Source organism: Pseudomonas sp. MRSN 12121, from assembly GCF_000931465.1.
GTDB lineage: Bacteria > Pseudomonadota > Gammaproteobacteria > Pseudomonadales > Pseudomonadaceae > Aquipseudomonas.
The window spans coordinates 3,090,822-3,112,517 of the sequence record NZ_CP010892.1; the positions used below are offsets into that span (position 1 = coordinate 3,090,822).

Consider the following 21,696-nt stretch of genomic DNA (forward strand, 5'->3'; position numbering starts at 1 on the left):
ATGGACGTTCGCCACTTCGCCTTCCTGGCCCGCCAGCCTTCGGCTGCCTTGCAAACCCGCGAGCACTTCTGCGGCATGCCCAAGCGCGGCCTGGCGTTCGTCCTGGCCAATGCCCTGTTCTGGCAACCGCTGTGGGCCCAGGCCGAAGGCATCGTGGTCAGCGCGCCGGGCACCAGCCTGGGGCAGGCGGGCAACGGCGTGCCGATCGTCAACATCGCCACGCCCAACGGCAGCGGCCTGTCGCATAACCAGTTCCAGGACTACAACGTCGGCCAGCAAGGGCTGATCCTCAACAACGCCACCGACCGCACGCAGAACACCCAGCTGGGCGGGCTCATCGTCGGCAACCCCAACCTCAAGGGCAGCGCGGCCAGCGTCATCCTCAACGAAGTCAACGGCGGCAGCCCGAGCCAGTTGCGCGGCTACACCGAGGTGGCGGGGCAGTCGGCCCATGTGATCGTCGCCAACCCCTATGGCATCAGTTGCAACGGCTGCGGTTTCATCAACACCCCCAAGGCCACGCTGACCACCGGCAAGCCGGTGATCGAGAACGGCCAGCTCGGCCGCTATCAGGTCGACCAGGGGCAGGTGAGCATCGAGGGCGAAGGGCTCAACGCCAACAACGTCGACAGTTTCGAGATCATCACCCGCAGCGCCAAGATCAATGCCCGCATCCAGGCGCGCAACCTGGCGCTGGTCGCCGGCCGCAACGATGTCGACGCCCGCACCCTGGATGCCACTGCCCGGGCCGACGATGGCAGCGCCAAGCCGGAACTGGCCATCGATTCCTCGGCCCTGGGCGGCATGTACGCCGGGGCGATCAAACTGGTGGGCAGCGAAGCCGGGGTCGGGGTGAAACTCGACGGCAAGTTGATTGCCAGCGGCGGCGATATCCAGCTCGATGCCAACGGCCAGTTGCGCATGGTCGAGGCCTCGGCCTCTGGCGCGGTCAACGTCAAGGCCGCCAGCCTCGATGCGCAAGGGCCGGTCTACGCCGGCAGCACCCTCGAGGTGCAGACCCGCGGCGACCTGACGAGCCGGCAAAACCTCGCCGCGCGCGACCGCATCGCCCTCAGCGCCGGTGGCCGCTTGAGCAACGGCGGCATCATTGAGGCCGGGGTCAATGCCGATAACAGCCGCAACGCCAATGGCGATGTCAGCCTTGTGGCGCAGGACCTCGACAACAGCGGCCAGAGCGTGGTCGCCAGCCGTCGTCTGACGATCGCCACCGCGCAGACCTTGACCAACCAGGGCGGCACCCTGAGTGCGGGGCAGGGCGCCAGCCTCAAGGCCGGCACCCTGGACAACCGCAACCAGGGCCGGGTGCTGAGCAGCGCCGACCTGAACCTCGAAGCCGACCGATTGCTCAATGCCCGGGGCGGGCTGGTGAGCAGCAATGCTCAGCTGCACGCCAACCTGACGGCGCTGGACAACACCGCTGGCGAAATCTCCAGCCTCGCCGGGGTCATGCTGAATGTGGCCGCCCTGGACAACGTCGCCGGCCTGATCGCGGCGGGGAGCACGCTGGACATCAATGCCAGCGGCGCCTTCAACAACCAGGCCGGGCGCCTGGCCGCCCGGCAAGACCTGCAACTGGTCGCGGCGTCCCTGGACAACAGCCGGCAGGGCTCGATCGCCAGCCAGGGCAGCCTGGGCCTGACCACCCGCGGGGCACTGGACAACCATCAGGCGGGCCAGATTCAGAGCACTGGCCGGGCACAGGTCACGAGCGCCAGCCTGGACAACCACCAGGGAGGCGTGCTGAGCAGCAGCGATGCACTGAGCCTGACCAGTGGCCAGGTGAACAACAGCGAAGGCGGCCGCATCGCCAGCGCCATGGCCCTCACCGCCAGTGTCAGCGGCCTGGACCAGCACGACCTGGGCCAGTTGAGCGGCGTCTCGGGCCTGACCCTGGACCTGAACAATGGCCTGCTGGATAACCGCAATGCGCTGATCAGCACCCCGGGCGCGCTGCTGCTCAAGAACCTGAACGCGGTGGCCAATCAGAAGGGTGAAATCTCCAGTCGCCAAGCCTTCACCCTGGCGGCCGGCAGCCTGGACAACAGCGCCGGCAAGGTCCTCAGCGAGCAGGCCCTGACCCTGCGTATCGCCCGGGCCCTGGACAACAGCGGCGCGTTGATTTCCGCCTCGGCCCTCGACCTGCAAGCCGACAGCCTGAACAACCGGCAGGGCACGATCAACGCCGTGGCCGGGCTGGACCTGCTGCTGGCCGGCCGCCTGGACAACCAGGGCGGCAAGCTGCGCGGTAGCGATCTCAGCGTCCAGGTGGGCGCTCTGGACAATCGCCAGGGGCAGGTGGTGGCCGATGCCAGCCTGACGCTGGGCAGCCAGGGCGCGATCGACAATGCCTCTGGCTCGATGACGGCCGGGCAGGCCGCGAGCGTGCGCGGCGCCAGCCTCGACAACAACCAGGGGACGCTGCTGGGCGGTTCGACGCTGACGGCGAAGATTGCCGGGCAGTTGCTGAACCAGGCCGGCCTGTTGTCGGCCAATGCCTTGCTGAGCCTCGATAGCGCCAGCCTCGACAACCAGCTCAAGGGGCGGATCGTCAGCCAGGCCGACGTCACGCTCAAGACCGCCGGAACGCTGGATAACCGCGGCGGCAGCGTCAACGCCGGCGGCGGCCTGACGCTCAACGCCAACCGCGTGGACAACCGCCAGGGCGGCTCGCTGAGCGCGGCGCGGGGCGCCAGCCTGGGCATCGATTATCTCGATAACCAGGGCGGCAAGGTGGCCAGCCAAAGTGACTTGCACTTGACGGGGACCACGCTCGATAACCAGGGCGGCCAGGTGCTCGCCAATGGCGACCTTGACCTGGCCCTGGTGCAGCTCGACAACCGGTTCGCTGGCCGGTTGTCCGGGCAGGCGGCGGTCACGCTCAAGGCGGCGCGGCTGAACAACGGCGAGGGGGGCAATCTCTACGCCAAAGGCTTGCTGGACCTGGCGCTGAGCGAGCACTTGCTCAATGCCCGGGGCACGCTCAAGGGCGATGGCGCGCTGTTGCTCAAGGCCGGCAGCCTGAACAACGACGGTGGCCAGCTCGCCAGCGTCAAGGGCATGCAGCTCACCAGCCTGGGCACCCTGAGCAACCTGGGGGGCAGCCTGACCAGCGGCGACACGCTCGACCTGGTCAGCGGCCAGCTGAACAACGGCGCCGCCGGCACTATCTCCAGCACCAAGACCCTGACGGCCAGCGTCAGCGGCCTCGACCAGCAAGGCGGCAAACTGTTCAGCAACACGGGGCTGACGCTGGACCTGAACAACGGCCAGTTGAACAACCGGGACGGCCTGATCAACGCTCCAGGTGCGTTACTGCTGAAAAACCTCAACGCGGTGGACAACCGCGGCGGCGAGATCTCCAGCGACCAGGGCTTCACCCTGGCCGCACAGACGCTCGACAACACCGACGGCACCCTGGGCAGCCACCAGGCGCTGATCGTGCGGATCGAGCGCAACCTGGACAACCTCAGGGGCCGGGTGTCGGGCAATGGCCTGGCACTGCAGGCCGCCAGCGTCGACAACAGCGCCGGGAGCATTGACAGCGATGCGGACCTGAGCCTGACCGTCGCGCAGGCCGTGACCAACCAGGGCGGCGAGCTGTCCAGCGCCGGTGTGTCGACCCTCAAGGCGGCCAGCCTGGACAATGCCCGGGGCAAGCTCAAGGGCGACCTCGGGCTGAGCATCGACCTGGGCGGGGCGCTGAACAACCAGGGCGGGCTGCTCGGCTCCGGCAAGGCGCTGACGCTCCAGGCGGGCAGCCTCGACAACCGCGCCGCGGGCGTCGTGCTGGCGGTCGATGGTGCCCTGACGGGCAAGATCGGCGGCGCCGTCGATAACCGCGAGCAGGGAAAATTCAAAGCCGCCGCGGGCATCGACATGACCACCGGCAGCCTGGATAACCGTGGCGGCAGCCTGGCCGGCGAGGGGCGACTGACCCTGCGCAGCGACCTGGCGGATAACCGGGGAGGGCTGATCCAGGCCGGCCAGGACCTGGAGCTACAGGTCAAGCAGCTGGATAACCGCGACAAGGGCGTGGTCAGCGGCAAGGCCGCGATCGCCTACGAGGGCGTGCGGCTGGACAACAGCGGTGGCCTGCTCAGCGCGGTCGGCCCGCTGACGCTCAAGGCCCGGGAGGCCATCAACGCCCGGGGCCGGATCGCCAGCCAGGGCGACCTGAGCGCCACCCTCGACAGCCTGGAACAGCAGGGCGGTACGCTGGTGGCCCAAGGCAGCCTGCTGCTAACCGGCAACAGCCTCGACAACCGCAACGGCGGCCTGGTCGGCAGCACCAACGCCATGACCCTGAATGTCGACCAGGTCGACAACCGCGCCGGGGAAATCTCCAGCACCGCCAGCAGCCTGGAGCAGACCGGCCAGCGCCTGGACAACAGCGAGGGCGGCAAGCTGCTGGCCGCGACCGACCTGCGGCTGACGGTGGCGCAGGTGATTAACCAGAGCAAGGGACGGCTGGTCGGCACGGGCCGCACCTACCTGACGGGCAGCGCGCTCGACAACGCCGGCGGCAGCCTTTCCGGCCTCAAGGGGCTGGATATCCGCCTTGACGGTGCCTTGCTCAACAACAGTGGCTCGCTCAGCAGCGAAGGGGGCCTGACCCTCACTGCCGCCTCCCTGGACAACACCGCGGGCAAGCTCGGCAGCGCCGGCGTGCTGTCGGTCAGCAGCCTGGGCGCGTTGCTCAACCAGGGCGGCTCGATCCTCACCGAGCAAGGGCTGATCCTGGCCAGTGAGCGTCTCGATAACAGCCAGGGCGGCGTGATCAACGGCAAGGGCGCCACCCGCATCACCACCGGCGCTCTGGACAACCACCAGGGCGGCCGTCTCACCAGCGACGACACGCTGGATCTCTCGGCCGCCCAGGTCGACAACGGCGCCAGCGGCCGCATCGCCAGTGAAAAGGCCCTGACGGCCAGCATCGCCGGCCTGAATCAGCACGGCGGCGAATTCTTCAGCAAGACCCGGCTGCACCTGGACCTGAACCACGGCCGGCTCGACAACCAGGGCGGCCTGATCAATGGCCCGCTGCTGGTGCTCGATAACGTCAAGGAGGTCGCCAACCAGAACGGCGAGATCTCCAGTGCCCAAGCCTTTGCCCTGAGCACCCAGAGCCTCGACAACAGTGGCGGCAAGCTGCTCAGCCAGCAGGGGCTGAGCCTGCGTGTCGCGCAGGCGTTGAACAACCGCAACGGATCGATTTCAGCGGCCTCCCTCGACAGCCGCAGCGCCAGCCTGGACAACAGCCACGGCCTGATCAGCAGCCGTGGCGAGATCGACCTGGGCGTGAGCCAGTCCTGGACCAACCAGGAGGGCAAACTGATCGGCGACGGCAAGGTGCTGCTGGCCGCCAACAGCCTGGACAACCGCAAGGGCTCGGTCGCCGGCAAGGCCGACCTTGTAGCAACGCTTAGCACCCTGGACAACCGCGACGGCCAACTGATCGCCAGCGGCGCCCTGGACCTGGCGGGCGCTGCGCTGGACAACCGCGACAACGGCCTGGTAGGCGCTACAAAAGCGCTGAAACTCGAGGTCGACAGCATCGATAACCGTGGCGGCGAACTCTCCGCCGGTGCCGACATCGGCCTGACAGCCCGGCGCCTGGACAACAGTGACAATGGTCAGATCCTGGCCGCCATGGGCCTGCGTATGAGCCTCGACCAGTTGCTCAACCGCAACCGCGGGCTGATCGAGGCCAAGGCCGCTCTGAGCCTGGATGGCCAGACCCTGGACAACAGCGCGGGGCGCCTGCTCAGCGGCCAGGACCTGCGTCTCGGCCTGGGCGGCGACCTGACGAACGAGCAGGGGCTGATCAGCAGCGAAGGCCGGCTCGACGTCGGCAGCGCCAGCCTGGGCAACACCGGCGGCAGCCTGTCGAGTGCCGGCGTGCTCAAGGTCGACAGCCGTGGCGCGCTGGGCAACCAGGGCGGGCAACTGCTCAGCGACAGCGGCATCGAACTGCGCAGCGCCAGCCTCGACAACCGCCAGCAAGGCGTGATCAGCGGCAAGGGCACCGTGGGGGTGACCACCGGAGCGTTCGATAACAGCCAGGGCGGGCGCCTGAACAGCGGCGACAGCCTGGACCTCTCGGCCGGCCAGGTCAGCAACCGCAGCGGTGGCAGCATCGGCAGCGCCAAGGCCCTGACCGCCAATGTCGCCAGCCTCGACCAGGCGAGCGGCAAGCTGTTCAGCAACACCAGCCTGACCCTCGACCTGAACCAGGGCCAGTTGAATAACCAGGGCGGCCTGATCAATGCCCCCGCGCTGTTGCTGCGCAACCTCAAGGGCGTCGACAACCAAGGAGGCGAGATCTCCAGTGCCCAGGCCTTCAGCCTCGCGGCCGAGCGCCTCGACAACAGCAACGGCAAACTCCTCGGCAACCAGGGCGTGACCCTGCGGGTCGATCAGGCCTTGACCAACCTCAAGGGGCAGATCGCGGCGGCGGCCCTCGATGTGCGGGCCGCCAGCCTGGACAACGCCGAGGGCAGCCTTAACAGCCGCAGCGACCTGAAACTGAATGTCGCAGGGCTGCTGAGCAACCGGAACAAAGGCCTGATCAACGCGGCACAGGACCTGACGCTGGCCAGCGCCGACCTGGACAACCAGGGCGGCACCGTGCTCGGCGGCCGTGCCGCGACCCTCGACGCAATGGCGTTGAACAACAGTGGCAACGGCCTGATCAACAGCCAGGGCACCCTGGACTTGACCGCCAGCAGCCTGGACTCCTCCAGCGGCGGCGAGGTTTCGGCCAAGGGCGGGATCAGCCTGAAGCTCGGCCGCTTGACCCAGAACGGCGGGCGCCTGCTGGGCGACAGCACCGTGCGCCTGGACCTGGCCGGCGGCGACCTCGACAACCGCAACGGCTTGCTGAGCGCGAAAGGCCCGCTGAGCATCGAACGCCTGCGCGACCTGGACAACCAGGCAGGCGAAATCTCCAGCGGCCAGAGCTTCGACCTCGTGGCGCGCACGCTGAACAATAACGCTGGCCAGTTGATCAGCAACGGCCAGTTGGGAGTGCGTGGCGACACGCTGCTCAACCAGGGCGGCCTGATCTCGGGCTGGCAGGGGCTGACCGTCAACGGCGGCAGCCTCGACAACCGTAGCAGCGGCACGCTGTCCAGCCGCAGCGGCGATCTCACGGTGAACCTCGGCGGGGCGTTGCTCAACAGCGGCGCCGGTGCGCTGGTCAGCCAGAAAGCGCTGACCGTCAACGCGGCCAGCCTGGATAACCGCGCGGGCATCCTGTCCAGCGGCGCGGGCCAGCAACTGACCGTCGACGGCCTGCTGAACAATGCCCAGGGCGGTTCGATCGACAGCGGCATGACCCTGACGTTGCGCGCCATGGCCTTGAACAATGGCGGCAGCATCGGCGCCAGGCAGGCCCTGAGCCTGACCGGCACCACCCTGGATAACTCCGGCGGCAGCCTGGCCAGCAACGGCGCGGTGAACCTCGACCTGCTCGGCAACCTGACCAATACCAACGGCAAGCTGGCCAGCGGCGGCCCGCTGGTCATCAGCCGCAGCAACCGGATCGACAACCAGGGCGGGCAACTGGTCAGCCAGGGCCTGTTGAGCGTGCTGACCGGTGGCCTGGATAACCGCAATCGCGGCACCGTCGCGAGTTCCGACAACCTGCTCCTCAACACCTCCGGGGCGGTGCAGAACAGCGGCGACGGCCTGATCTACAGCCAGAACGGCAACCTGCAACTCAACGCCGCGAGCCTGGCCAACGCCAGGGGCACGGTGCAAAGCCAGGGCGCGCTGACCCTGGCGGTGAACGGCGATATCGACAACCAGAGCGGCCGGTTGCTGGCCAGCAACGGCGACCTCGTGGTCACTGCCAACAACCTGGACAACCGTGGCGGAACCCTCGCCAGCCTCAAGGGCGCGCTCGACGTGCGGATCGTCGGGGTACTGAAAAACGGCTACGACCTGGGCAATAACCGCCAGGGCGGCATCGCCCAGGCCGAGCGCCTGAGCCTTAGCGCGCTGGGCGGCATCGATAACTACGGCGGGCGTATTTCCGCCCAGAGCGGCGACGCCCTGGTCACCACCGCCAACTTCGACAACCGCAACGGCGGCCTGTATGCCAAAGGGCTGGTCAAGGTCAGCGCCAATGACTTCGACAACAGCGGCGACAACGACGGCCAGATCGCCGGCAACCGCATCGACCTCAACCTCAATGGGCACCTGAACAACCGCCTGGGCATCATCGAGAGCGACAGCAGCCTCAGCGTGCGCGCGGCCAGCCTCGACAACCAGACCGGCCAGCTGCGGGCCCTGGGCACTAGCGGCAAGACCGACTTGCAGATCGGCGGCCTGTTCGACAACCGCAACGGCACGCTGGAAAGCGCCAACAGCGACCTGACCCTCAACGCCGCGAGCTTGCAGAACCAGGGCGGTAGCGTGCTGCATGTGGGCAGCGGCACCTTCGATATCTCCACCGCCAACCTGACCCAGGCCGGTGGCAGCCTCGTTACCCGTGGCGGGCTGACACTCGCGGCCGACAGCTGGACCAACAGCAGCGTGATCCAGGCCGGGCGCCTGACGATCAATGTCAACCACCTGACCCAGACCGGCAGCGGGCAGTTGCTAGCCTCCACCAGCCTGACGGGCACCGGCGGCAACTGGGTCAACGACGGCCTGATTGCCAGTGACGGCACGGCCAGCCTGACGCTGGGCGGCAGCTACAGCGGCAACGGACGCTACAGCAGCCTGGGCGACCTGGGGCTGGCGGCCGGCTCGGTGGGCCTGGGGCTGGCGGGCAGTGTCGCCAGCGGCGGCACTGCCACGATCAATGTCGGCGGCCCGCTCACCAACTATGGGCGGCTGACCTCGGCGGCGGGGATGCAGCTCAATGCCGGCTCCATCAACAACTTCGGGACCCTGGGCGGCAGTGGCGACCTGCGACTCGGCACGGCGAGCCTGCTGAACCAGAACGGCCTGGTTTTCAGCGGTGGCGACATGAGCTTGAACGTCGCCAACCTGACCAACCAGAACGGCGATCTGTACGGCCTCGGCAACGTGACGATCGGCGGCTATGGCGGCGCGGCCAGGGCCGCGGTGGTGGAAAACATTTCCGGATCGATGGAAAGCCTGGGCAACTTCGCGCTCAACGCCGACGCGTTCCGTAACCGCACCGATGGCGCGGTGGCGTCGGGCAGCCGGAAGCTGAAGTCGGGGTTCATCGCCAACATATGCAATGACTGCAAAGGGGGCAGCTACACCTTCACGCTGTCGGCCCGTGAAATCTACGAAAGCATGGATAACGACACCAGCGCCTCGGCGGTACTGACTGCCGGCAAGGATTTCGTCTTCCAGGGCGGCAGCTTTCTCAACAGCAAAAGCACCATCAGCGCGGGCGGCAATATCAACATCACCGCCGACAGTTTGCAGAACATCGGCGCGCAGAACGGGACCATCGAGCGCACGCGTCTTTACAAGGTCTACGGCATGGGCTCGGGCGCCACCGGGCAGTTTTTCTCCGATGTAGTGATGCCTTACAACCAGCGCAACAACCCCGATTTCCCTTATGTGTATTACCTGGACCTGGCAGACAATATTCATAAGGCGATCCCTAAGTCGACACGTTACAGAGAGGGGGGGCGAGACGGCGAATCGTATGCCGTGGTGTCGCTCAAAGACGCGGACACGGGGGCAACCGTCGATACACGTGGCGTCTATAACATCGTGCTGTCTGGCCTGAAATACGGCTTCGAGAACAACACGCCCTCCCTCTACGACCCGAACAACCTGCTTGAACTGCCGAGTCAGTTGTCCCAGTACACACTGCTCAGCGATGTCGAGGTGGCCAAGGACAGCAGCGGTGCCGCCAGTACGGCAGGCAGCCGCAATGCGGTGATCCAGGCCGGCGGCAACGTTTCGATCACCGCCGCCAAGGATCTGCAGAACAGCGTCATCCACCAGGACTACAGCGTCGCCGGTGGTACCAACAAGGTCGTGGATACCCGGGTGAGCGGTACCGGCACCACGGTGGTCAGGATCAATAGCCAGCTGCCGCCCGACCGGGCCCAGCAACAAGTCAACCCGCTGAGCCTGCCCGGCTTTAGCTTGCCGACGGGAGCAAACGGCCTGTTCCGCCTGAGTGCGCAGGGAGGCGCGGAGCGGCAGGCGACCCAGGCCGCTACCGGCCCGCAGAACTGGACCCTGGGCAGCGCCTCGGTCAGCAGCGTGCAGCGTCAACAGAACCTGCCGGATATCCAGGCGCGCAGCGTGCAGATCGGCGACGCCGCCCAGGTGGCCGCCAGCGATCGGCAATTGACCCGCGTCACCCGCCAGGCCACCGACAGCAGCCTGCGCGCTAGCACCCTCGACGTCAGCGCCCCGGCCGACAACGGCGGCACCCTGGCGTTGCCGGGCCACGAAGGCAATGCGGGGGCGATCACTCAGGTGGCGCCCGTGCAGGTGGCGGGCGCCACCCAGAGCGTGGTCGCCACGGGGCCGGACCTGAGCGTACCGGCACAGCCGCTTGCCCCGCGCGATCCGCTGGCCAGCGTGACTTCGCCGATTGTCGATAGCACGACCGCCACACCCCCAGCGACGACCGCTACGGCGGTGGCCAGCCAGACCGTGGCCCGGGTCCAGGGCCTGCCGGACAGCTCGTTCAAGCCGAGCCCGCAGAAGTACCTGGTCGAGACCAATCCGGTGCTCACCGAACTGAAACAGTTCATGAGTTCGGACTATCTGCTGGCCAACCTGGGCTATGACCCCGACCAGAGCCAGAAGCGCCTGGGGGATGGTTTCTATGAGCAGAAGCTGATCCAGCAAGCGGTGGTCGCCCGCACGGGCCAACGGTTCATCGATGGCCAGACCTCGGACGAAAAACTCTTCAAGTACCTGATGGACAACGCCATCAGCAGCAAACAGCAGTTGGGCCTGTCGATGGGCGTGACGCTGACCTCGCAGCAGGTCGCGGCCCTGACCCACGACATCGTCTGGCTCGAAGAGCACGAAGTGAACGGCGAGAAGGTGCTGGTGCCGGTGGTGTACCTGGCCCAGGCCGAAGGCCGCCTGGGGCCGACCGGTGCCTTGATTGCCGGTAACGATGTGTCGTTGATCGCCGGACAGAACCTCGACAACGTCGGCACCCTGCGTGCGACCCACAACCTGTCCGCCACGGCCGGCAAGGACCTGGTCAACAGTGGGCTGATCGAGGCGGGCAACCGCCTGGACCTGCTGGCGGGCAACGACATCGTCAACAAGGCGGGCGGCATCATCGCCGGGCGCGACGTGACCATGACCGCGATCGGCGGCGACGTGCGCAACGAGCGCAGCGTCACCGCGGTGGACAGCCTGGTCCGCGGCTATTCGCACAAGGATTACGCCGACAGCGCGGCGCGTATCGAAGCTGCCAACGACATGCGCATTTCCGCCGGTCGTGACATCAGCAACCCGGGCAGCGTGCTGCAAAGCGGCCGCGACATGAGCCTGAGCGCGGGGCGTGACGTCAACCTGCTGGCCACCGAGCTCAACAGCAGCCTGGTGCTGGGCCGTAAACACTACAGCAGCGACGTCACCCAGCTCGGCTCCGACGTCAGCGCCGGCCGCGACCTGAGCGTCAGGGCGGGGCGCGACATCAGCGCCATCGCCAGCCAGATCGATGCCCAGCGCGACATCACCATGGCGGCCACCGAAAACCTGACACTGTCCTCGGCGGCCGACGAGCAGCATTCCTACGAAAAGACCAAGAAAGTCACCCGCCAGGAAGACCACGTCAGCCAGGTCGCCACCACCCTCGGCGCCGGGGGCGACATCGCACTCAGCGCCGGCAAGGACATGGCGCTGATCTCCAGCCGCATCACCGCGGGCGATGAAGCCTACCTGGTGGCCGGCGACAAGCTCGAACTGCTGGCAGCGCAAGACAGCGACTACTCGTTGTACGACATGAAGAAAAAGGGCTCCTTCGGCTCGAAGAAAACCAAGCGCGACGAAGTCACCGATGTGAAAAACATCGGCAGCGAAATCAAGACCGGCGGCGACCTGACCCTGGTCAGCGGCGGCGACCAGAAATACCAGGCGGCGAAGCTGGAGAGCGGTGAGGACATCACGCTGCAAAGTGGTGGGCAGATCACCTTCGAGGGGGTGAAGGACCTGCATCAGGAGAGTCACGAGAAGAGCAGCAACAGCCTGTCGTGGACCAGCGCCAAGGGCAAAGGCAACACCGATGAAACCCTGCGCCAAAGTGAACTCGTTGCTCAGGGGCAGCTCGCTATTCGTGCTGCCAACAAGATCAATATCGATATTAAACAGATCGATCAAAAGACCGTCAGCGAAACAATCGACATCATGGTTAAGGCCGAGCCTCAGTTAGCTTGGCTCAAACAGGCCGAAGCCAATGGACAGGTGGACTGGCGGGTGGTCAAGGAAATTCATGACAGCTGGGATTATAAAAACTCCGGATTAGGCGCAGCTCCTGCCCTGATTATCTCCATCGTGGCGAGCTTTTATCTCGGACCATTGGCTGGTTCGTTAGCTAGCAACTTTGCTGTAGGAACCATCAATGGTGGTGGCGATATTGGTGCCGGCCTAAAAGCTGCAACCAGTAAGCAAGCCATCAAGGGCTATGCCACGCAGTGGGTAACAAGCGGAGTCCTGTCTGGAGTAGACAATGCTGTGGGTGGTTGGAATACCGATGGCGCAATGATTCTGAAAGCTGATGGCCTCAACAATCCTGGCTACTCGTCGGGTATGTTGGATTGGAATACGGTCAGTGAGAATGTGCTTCGCAGTGGCGCGCATGCTCTGATCACTGGTGGAGTCAATACGGCGATCAATGGCGGCAGTTTAAAGGACAACCTTGCCACTGCTGCTGTCTCCGAAGGTCTGGATTTAACCGCAGCCTTTGGCAATAAACAGATCGGTGATTTGGCGGACTACCTGAAGGTAAGTCCCGGGTCGGCGCAGAAAATTCTGATGCACGCAGTCTTGGGTGGAGCACTTTCAGCTGCCAAGGGCGGAGACTTTAAAACAGGGGCAATTGCTGGTGCAGCGGCAGAGGGGTTGACGGCAGCAGCTACTGAAGGTCTGGGGAAATATCTGGACTCTCGGTTTACTACCGACGATCAGTTCAAGGTAGGCACCGCGCAGATCATCGGGGTCTTGGCTGGCGCGTTGGCTAATGGTGATCCGGAAACAGCCAGTTGGGTAGCGGGAAATGCTGAGCGATATAATGCCCAAGTCCATCGCGAAGCTGCGGCACGACTAAAAACAGGCTTTGATGCCCTTCACTCCGAGGGTAAATATCTTGACTTGCAACCCCAAGATGTTTTGGTGGATTTGCAAAAAATTGTTGATGGAGAGAAGGATCGCTCTAAACTAAATCCTCGAGTCGTCGAGTTCCTCAACCAGTTTCCACCTGCTCAGTTGCGTGATCTGTTTTTTGAGCCAACAGAAAAAGAGCGGCTTGTGATGTTGGGGATTGAGCTAGGTTTTCCTTCCATTACAGGTAAAGGAAAGGCAGCGGTTACTGTCGGTGAGAAGCTGACGAAGGAAGCGTTAGAAGTAGTTGAGAAAAAGTTTGGAGAGGCTCTTGGGGCAAAAGCTATTAGCGGCGGACTAGGTCCGATGTATAGGAAAGCGGATAGCCCACAACTGGAAAAAATTCTAACGTCATATTTTGGAGCGGATAAGACCGGTACTCGTATAGGGAATGGTGGCTTAGCTGATGCATTGAGATATGAAAAACAGAGTGGAGTACTGTTATCTGATTCAGGGCACGCCCAGAAGGCAGTTGAAATGCAGACCCGACTTAACAATTTTATTAGAAAAGCAGACAATCAACCTCCCGGGTCGTATCCAAACACCCAGAGAGATATTGAGTATGCTCATGAGCTATTGAGGGACTTGAGTAATGCACTTAAGCGCTAAGGTGTTTACTGGTTTTGTGAATTGGCTGCTCTCTTTATGCCTTTTTTCCGAGGATAGACTTCTTGAAGTGCTTGAGGAGTTTGATGGTGTTCAGGGAGTTGTAGAAAGCAATTTATATATATCGGCATATGAGGAGATTGCTCGCTACCTTGCCCATCTTCGATCCCTTGAAGAAATGATTTCCTTTTTTGAGTCGAATAGTGAAATTCTGAGCGAGTTGCCGGGGGAGCAGTATTACTTTGTTGAGGCTGTAGTTGATGTGTATTCTGCCGGTGGACAAAATGTTGCGAGATTGATTAATGCTTCGCCAGAAAGATACAGGGAGTATTTGATTAGGCGCTTTGGGTAGTTAGTAAAAATACATTCCCCGAAAATGACGATGAGTGCCGGTGAGGTTATATTTGACGACTTTGCTGTTGGTACGTCGAGAATTTTTATTGGCTATGGCCCCAGTGGGGGTGCCAAATTAGTGGGGCCGCTTAAAAAGCTTCTGGAATATACTCAGTCTCAAGGAGGCAAGACTATCACCTTTAAAGGTTATTATGCGTCAGAGGAAGGTGCAGCATTAGGGGCGGGAAAAGTAGGGGAGAAGTTCTCCTTGAGTTTCCCTGCTACCAAAGAAGGTCTTAGAGATTTCTTGAAAGGGCTAAAGCAGTGAGTCGTCTAAAGACAGTGAGCAAGCATCTTGGAAGTCTCAATATGTCTGGTTATGGAGACTACATATCTCTCAGTAATGACCCTGATTTGGGTGTGGGGGTATATAGGATCAATCTGGATGGATGTGTCTTGAAACTTTTTGAAAAAGGCTTGGTTATAAAGTTTTATGAGAAAAGTATGCGTATGTTTTATTCCGATATTTCAAAAATTACTAGCCATCTCTCTGCTGCTGTATTTTCAAAAGCTTCGGCAGCCAAAAATGTGAGTATTTCAATTCCATTAGAAATTCATTTCTCGGAGGAGGTTGTGGTTTTTGATGTGCAGTTATTGGTTTGCTCTAGGGTGTTAATTGTTTTGAATGAGCTGTGGCGAGGTTCGAATAATTAAAAAGGCGAGCCTGCTAGGTTAAAAGATGCAAGTGCCGTAGGGGAGGTAGTGCAGGTGCACTTTGCTTTATTTAGATATGATGCTGAATTTTGAAGAGGTTAAGTCCTTGCTAGGGTTAAGGCTTTATTTGCTGAGGCATGAATCGTTTGACTAAGTGTGCTGATTTTTTTTTGGAGTTATGTGCTCTTGATAATTCGATGAGTCCACCTGCTGAGACTACAGAGAATCCTGTTTGGGAAAGAGTTTGTACAGCACTTGAAAATGCGTTTGATAATGGCGGATTTGTCTATCTTAGAGTAGTTGGTTTTGGGGCTTCCTTTGTCAAAGAGTTGTGCATGAAGTCTCTGTCTGGCCAGTATAGGTTAATTGTTCTAACAAATTCTTCTGATCCTAAAGCTGAGCTGCAAGAGTGGTGGGAGCCGGGAGATTCTCCATTTCGTGGGTCCGTTCGTTTTGGTGATGATGATTGGGATGCCCGAACAGTGTGCTCAGATCTTTCAGTGGCGCGGGTTATATTTAGAGAGCTTTTCGATTGTGGTGATCTGCGTACAGGATTGCTACATATGCGTTCTCAGTGGGATCCAAAGCCTTAATCATTAAGTTAAATAAGTATCCCCCAGCATTGCCGGGGGATATTTGCTGTCTAGACTAAAACTACTCTTGTAACCGTCGTCCAGTCACATCCATCAAATCGCACCCATCGCGCAACAAAATGGTGCAGACCAGTGCCAGCTCTTGAAGAGCTACTGGTTTAATGTGTGGTAGTTCAGGATCCGCAAAGTTTTCCAGCAATTGAGTCACCGCACGAATACGGTAGGCCGCTGCATCGTGAAGCACATCGACAGGTGCCTGGGTGTCGATCAGCAGGTGGGGGATGTTGCAGTCGTGGCCGGTAATAGGCATGTAGCGATTCATGGTTTCTATCCTTGTGCCTGTCTGAGTATCGCTACTCATTCGTCGCCAAACGAATGGGTGGCGGCTGTACGCAGGTTGGCGAACCGGCGACACAAGAAACCGGCAGACCCTAAGGTCTCCCACGCACAGCTGCCATAAAGCAAGGGCTGCGCTCGCAGCAGCGTATTCTGCCTGATTGCAGAATACGTAGCCTACTTGTGTCTCTCAGGTCGCCAAACCCGGTCGCCCTCTGGGCGACCAAACGACTGTAAGCCGCGCTGTGGTTGGCAGGAATAAGGCGAGTGCACGTCCGGCTGTAGGGTTTTTCTGATTAGTTAAGCGAGAGGCGACCCAATCTCCCCGCATATCAGTCTTACTGGCCGGTTGCTAAACCTTGCTGTCCTAACAGACGAGTCGAAACTACAAGACTTTCTGAAGCGAAAAGTCAGCACTTTCTGCAAGTCCTGTAAGACTATTCGCGGCCACTCCTAAGCATGCAAAACCCAACTCGGCAAATGACCGTTTCCGGATAAAAGTTGAAGGTTTTTCGACTAACGCGAGCGGAGCGAAGTTCTTAACATCCCGTCCCACCTTGTAATGTCAAAGTGAGATGAATGAAGTGCGTACTCTATTGCTAAAACTGGCTCTGCCAGTCTCCGTTGTTTTGTCGGGCCCGGCCTTGGCGGAATCTTTTACCTTGAGCAGTGCGACTATCGCTCAGGGCAAATCCATGAGTCGTGCGCAGGAGTTCCAGGGCTTCGGTTGCAGTGGCGGCAACCAGTCGCCCCAGCTGTCCTGGAGCGGCGCGCCGGCGGGTACTGAGGCCTTCGCGGTGTTTGCCTATGACCCCGATGCGCCCACCGGGAGTGGCTGGTGGCATTGGCAACTGGTCAACATTCCCAAGACGGTAACCACCCTGGCGGCTGGGGCGGGGGCTGCGGACAAGGCGGCGCCGGCCGGTAGCACCAGCCTCAAGAACGACTACGGCGCTTTCGGCTTTGGTGGCGCTTGCCCGCCTGAAGGCCATGGCGCCCACCGCTATCAGTTCACGGTGTTTGCCTTGTCGAAAAAACTGGAGTTGCCCGAGGGCGCTTCCGCAGCGCTGACCGGGTACATGGTGCGGGCTAACTCCATTGCTTCGAGTACGATCGAAGCACTGTATGAACGTAAGTAATTCCCAACTTTGATCTGATATTTCTGATGTTGCTATTTCAATATTCCGAAGCTGCGCAGGGCTTGTTATCAGAGTCCACATCGCTTTCGGTGGGATAGTAGAAACATATATATCCCTCGGCCTTGCCGGGGGATTTTTTTGGCCGGGGATTATGTGTAAGTGGTTTTCCCAGCTGTGTTGCTGACTCTTCCGAGTAGAGGCGAACCGGGTTTGCCGACTTTGAAGTAGACGATTGACTGCGGGTGGAAGGCGCTGAACCAAAGATGCTGGGTTTCAAGCAGTAGGGAATATCGGTCAATCACTATAAATGACCCTTTTGAAAGGAATTGATTTCAGCATGATCAAGGATGCACCCGCTTCGAGGTTCAGGATTCTGGCGCTGCATGGCCGGGGTAGTAATAACGATGTCACGAGGATGCAGTTGAAGAACCTCGGATTGAACGAGTCCGAGTACGACATTTTTTATTTGAACGGGCCGCTTCCCAGCCACCGGCCAGGACCGGGAATAGAAGAGTTCGAAGACTTGATTGCCGGTCCCTGGTATTCCTGGCTCCCCACCGACGATGGCGAACCGGCCCAGGCCCTGGCCGATGCCCTCTGTGATGCGGTCCTGCATGTACTCTCGGTCCTGGAAAAAGAAGGCCCGTTCGATGGCATTTTCGGTTTCAGCCAGGGCGGGGTGATCGCCAGTCTCGTCGATGGCTTGCCGGCGGACGCGGCGCTGATGGCGGCCTTGCAGAAGCGCACGGGGCGCTTGATCTCGCCGCGGCGGGAGAATGGCGCACTGTTTCGCGCCACCCTGATTGCCTGCGCCGGCGCCTCGTTGTCGCTGTCCGAACTGCGTTCGAGGGCCGGTCTTGGCCCGGTGCCGGCGCCGTCTCCCCAGTCTCGAAGCATTCACCTGATCGGGCGCGAGGACGACTACAAGCCCTGGTCGGAATCCCTGGCGCTGAGTGCCGCGGCGCGCGCGGTCTTCTACCTGGACGGCGGCCACGCCATCGAGCCGGTGCCACGCAATGACAGCGCGATTCGTGACCTTTTTCGCCACTACCTGAAGGGCACCGCTAACGCCTCTGAGCGTTCGCTTGCGCTGCCCGAGCCGCTCTGGCAGCGCTCCAGCGTTCTCAGTTCCCGGGCGATTGCCCGCGATGTGCAAGTGGCCACGGTCGAGATAGAGACCCAGGGGCTGCCGCAGACGCTGACCGGCCTGCTGGCGGCGCAACCCGCCGATGCGCCGCTGTTGCGCCTGGCCCGGGAGCGCGACGCCAGTGTGTGCACCACTTATGGCCAGATGCTCGGGTTCTGCCAGCCGGGCGGCGACGGTGACCTGCGGCGGCTGGCGGTGCAGGCCGGCGAGGTGGTCGCCTACCTGGCGCCCCCTGGAGGCAGCGCGGTGGCGGCCACGGCCTTCCTGTCCATCGCCTCGCAGACCTGTGCCGTCCCGCTGACCCCGACCATGAGCGAGGCCGACACCCTGCTGGCGCTCGAGCAGTACGGAGTCAAGCACATGGTGCTGTTCGAGGAGGTCGCCGCCGCCGGGGTGCGGGCCGCCTTCGACCGCTATGCCGGCAGCGGGCAAGCCCGGCTGCATCGTGCGCAGCAGATCGGGGCCGGCTCGCCAGGGCTGTTCCGCTACCTGGAGTCGGTGCCGGGCTTCCGGGACCTGCCGGCCCTGGTCAACCCGCCGACTGCGCACTGCCTGTTGCTGCGCACCTCGGGCAGCACCTCGGTGCCCAAGGTGGTGCCGCTGCGCCAGCGGGACCTGGTCTGGAACGCCGCCGTCCTGGCCGATGGCATCGGCATCGGTGCCCGCGATGTGACGTACAGCGTCATGCCCCTGGACCATATCGGCGGGCTCAGCGCGTCGCTGCTCTGCAGCGTCGCGGCGGGGGCGTCCGTTACCTGCGAGGGGCTGTACGACCCGCAGGGGATGGTGCAGGCGCTCATGCATTCCAATCCCCGGCCTACCTGGTATTCGGCGGTGCCGACCATCCACAACGCCACGCTCCGTTATCTCCAGGAACACTCGGCCACCTACCTGGACCGCCAGGGTCGCTGGCACGACCACGGCCTGCGGGTGATCCGCTCCGGTGCCGCGGCGCTCAAGGAGCCCGATCGCCTGGTGCTGGAGAAGGTCTTCGGCTGTGAGGTGGTCGCAACCTACAGCATGTCCGAGCAGATGCCGATTTCCCAACCACCCCGCAACGCCGGGGCGTGGCAGCACCGCCAGGGCTCGGTCGGCGTGCCCGTCACGGCCTCCCTGGCGGTGGTCGACCCGGTCACCCTGCGGCCTCTGCCGTTCGGCGAGGCGGGCGAGATCGCGATTTCGGGGCCGACGGTGTTTACCGGCTACCTACACGACCCGACCGCCAACCGGCAGTCGCGCTTCCTGTTGCCATCGCCGGCGGACGGCCAGCTGCGGGACTGGTTCCTGAGCGGCGACCTGGGCGAGATCGACGCCAGCGGCTCGCTGGTGTTGCGCGGACGCCTCAAGGAACTGATCAAGCGCGGCGGCGAACAGGTGTCCCCCTTCGAGGTGGAAAACCTCCTGGTGCAACATCCCTGGGTGGAGACGGCGGTGTGCTTTCCGGTGCCGTCCGAGCTGTATGGCGAGGAGGTCGGCTGCGCGCTGGTCCTGGCGCCGGCTGTCGCGGGGCAGGTGACCCAGCAGCAGGCGGTCAGGGAAATCCGCGGGTTTCTGCGGGAGAAGGGCCTGGCCGCTTTCAAGTACCCGGCGTGGCTGAAGCTGGTCGCCGACGACGACTTGCCCAAGACCGCCAGCCGCAAGTACATCCGCAATGGGCTGGCGCAGGTCCTGGGCATGACCGCGGCGCATGCCGAGCCAGACTCGATCCCGGCGCCTGCCGCGGTATCGCGTACACAGCCGGCGGCGGCCGCGCAAGCGCTGCGCGACGCCCCCAGGGTGGATTGGTCGACCCTGGCCGGATTGCGCTTCCTGCTCGCCTGCTACGTGATGTTCATGCACATCGGTTCGGACGAGTCGTGGGGTGCCGTTGCCAACCTGCGCCAGTTCCCCTGGCATGTGCATGCGTTCTTCGTCGTCGCGGGGTTCTCGCTGGCGGTCTTCATGCCCGCGCTGATCACGCGCAAGGCGGCGTTCTTCTGGTCCCGGGTGTCGGCGATGTATCCGCTTTACGCCTTGGCCCTGTTGTTGGCCTTGATCAATCTGTTGCCTGGTTGCCAGCCCTCGACCTTCTCGGTGGTGTTTCACTGGAATGCGCTGCCGCAGGACATGGGGCGGCTGTTTTGCGAAGGCACGCCGCTGCTGCAGGATTCGTGGCTGGCCAACCTGTTCTCGACAGTGGCGATCCATCTGGCGGGGCTGTCGGCCACGCCGCTGTGGGGCGCTTCCTGGTTCATGGGGTTCTACCTGTGGTTCATCTCGATGTACTTTCAGTGCCTGGTGGTGTTCCCGGTCCTGTACAACGCGCTGTACAAGAGCCGCGGCAACACCCGGCGCCTGCTGGTGCTGACCGCCGCGGGCCTGGCGCTGAACGGGCTGATACTGCTGGGCTTCTGGTACGGCTATGCGGCGGATGCGACTGGCTACGGTTTCTTCGACCCGCTGAGCGGCGACAGACTGATCCCCAGCGCCAGCCAGATGGCCATGGCGGACAAGGACAACGCCGTGATGCTCGGCTTCTACCTGTTCGCCCCGTTCTGGATGGTGTATTTCGTCGCGGGCATGTGCGCAGCGTTCCTGTATGACGCCATCCGGCCTGCGGAACAGGCGCGTGCCTATCGCTGGGGGTATGTGGCCGACGCCATCACGCTGATCGTCATCGCGCTCAGCGTGGCCCATGTGCTGCAGGGCTATATCCCGCATGGAGCCGGCATCGCCCAGGCTTCCCTCGAGACGTTTTTCCTGCGCCCCGAGGCGGCCGACAACTTTGCCGATCCCGGCATCGTCAACCGGATCTGGGACGAAATAAACTCGCGGCTGTTCGCGCCCATCACGCTGCTCTGGGTGTTCGCCCTGAGTACCGGGCAGGGCGTGACCGCGAGGCTGCTGCGGCTCGAGCCCATCTCGCAGACGCTGGCGCCCACCGCCTATGCGTGCTTCCTGTTCCACCAGGTCGTGGGCCAGTGGTACTACGCCGTCACCCGGCACGGCGAGTGGTGGAACTGGTGGAGCTATCGCAAGGACTTCTACTGGTTCAGCCCGCAGCCGGTGCCGGTGGAATGGTACGAGTACTTCTATGTGGTCGGCCTGGTGGTGATCTTCGGCAAGCTGGTGCAACCTCTGGACCCTGTTATCCGGCGTGTGGTCGGCCTGGGGCTGGCATCGCTGAAAAAGGCCGGGGTGGCCGCGGAGCAAGATACCCTGGGCGCGATATTGCAGCTCGTCGAGCGCAGTACCGGGATGGCGGCGCAGCCTGAGTGGAGCCTTGAGGAGTGTGGCCTGGCGTCGCTCGGCGTAGTCCAGTTCACCAACACGCTGCGGGCGCAGTTCTCCACGGCCAACCGCAAGATCACGCTGTCGGTGCCGGACATCATGGCCGCGCGGGATATCCGCGCGATCGCCTTGATCGTGGACGCCGCCAGAGACGCGGCGCCGCAACCGCAGGAGCCGGTGCTGCAGGCGACCTGAGGCGGGTTCGAGCACCGGTAACCGGCCCGGCCTTCATCGCGAAGGCCGGGCC

General features: G+C 62.7%; 8 protein-coding genes. 7 read left to right on the plus strand and 1 reads right to left on the minus strand.

Annotation, left to right across the window (positions count from 1 at the left end):
• The 5 genes from TO66_RS14135 (at position 1) to TO66_RS33365 (ending at position 15,557) form a co-directional block, all read left to right on the plus strand.
• Entirely contained in the window at positions 1-13,920 is a 13,920-nt protein-coding gene (locus tag TO66_RS14135; RefSeq protein ID WP_082061083.1) for a filamentous hemagglutinin N-terminal domain-containing protein, read from the plus strand.
• Complete coding sequence (locus TO66_RS33350) at positions 13,904-14,269, plus strand: hypothetical protein (RefSeq protein WP_148558654.1); 366 nt, start codon at positions 13,904-13,906, stop codon at positions 14,267-14,269. Before TO66_RS14135 ends, TO66_RS33350 begins: the two co-directional genes overlap by 17 nt.
• A gap of 30 nt (positions 14,270-14,299) precedes the next feature.
• Positions 14,300-14,578, plus strand: coding sequence for a hypothetical protein (locus TO66_RS33355; RefSeq protein ID WP_148558653.1), 279 nt, complete (start codon positions 14,300-14,302; stop codon positions 14,576-14,578).
• Between the two features lie 41 nt (positions 14,579-14,619).
• On the plus strand, positions 14,620-14,964 hold the full coding sequence (locus TO66_RS33360) for a hypothetical protein (RefSeq protein WP_148558652.1): 345 nt from the start codon (positions 14,620-14,622) through the stop codon (positions 14,962-14,964).
• Positions 14,965-15,101: 137 nt separating this feature from the next.
• Complete coding sequence (locus TO66_RS33365) at positions 15,102-15,557, plus strand: DUF6911 family protein (protein WP_148558651.1); 456 nt, start codon at positions 15,102-15,104, stop codon at positions 15,555-15,557.
• Positions 15,558-15,618: 61 nt separating this feature from the next.
• On the opposite strand, the gene TO66_RS14140 is transcribed toward TO66_RS33365, so the two are convergent.
• Positions 15,619-15,879 (minus strand): hypothetical protein, encoded by a 261-nt coding sequence (locus tag TO66_RS14140; RefSeq protein WP_044462906.1) that lies wholly within the window; start codon positions 15,877-15,879, stop codon positions 15,619-15,621.
• 589 nt (positions 15,880-16,468) lie between these two features.
• On the opposite strand from TO66_RS14140, the gene TO66_RS14145 reads away from it, so the two are divergent.
• Positions 16,469-17,032 carry a YbhB/YbcL family Raf kinase inhibitor-like protein gene (locus TO66_RS14145; RefSeq protein WP_044462907.1) on the plus strand — a complete coding sequence of 188 codons (564 nt, stop codon included), beginning with the start codon at positions 16,469-16,471 and terminating at the stop codon, positions 17,030-17,032.
• A 337-nt stretch (positions 17,033-17,369) separates the two neighbouring features.
• Complete coding sequence (locus tag TO66_RS14150; RefSeq protein ID WP_044462908.1) at positions 17,370-21,644, plus strand: AMP-binding protein; 4,275 nt, start codon at positions 17,370-17,372, stop codon at positions 21,642-21,644.
• Positions 21,645-21,696 lie beyond the last annotated feature (52 nt).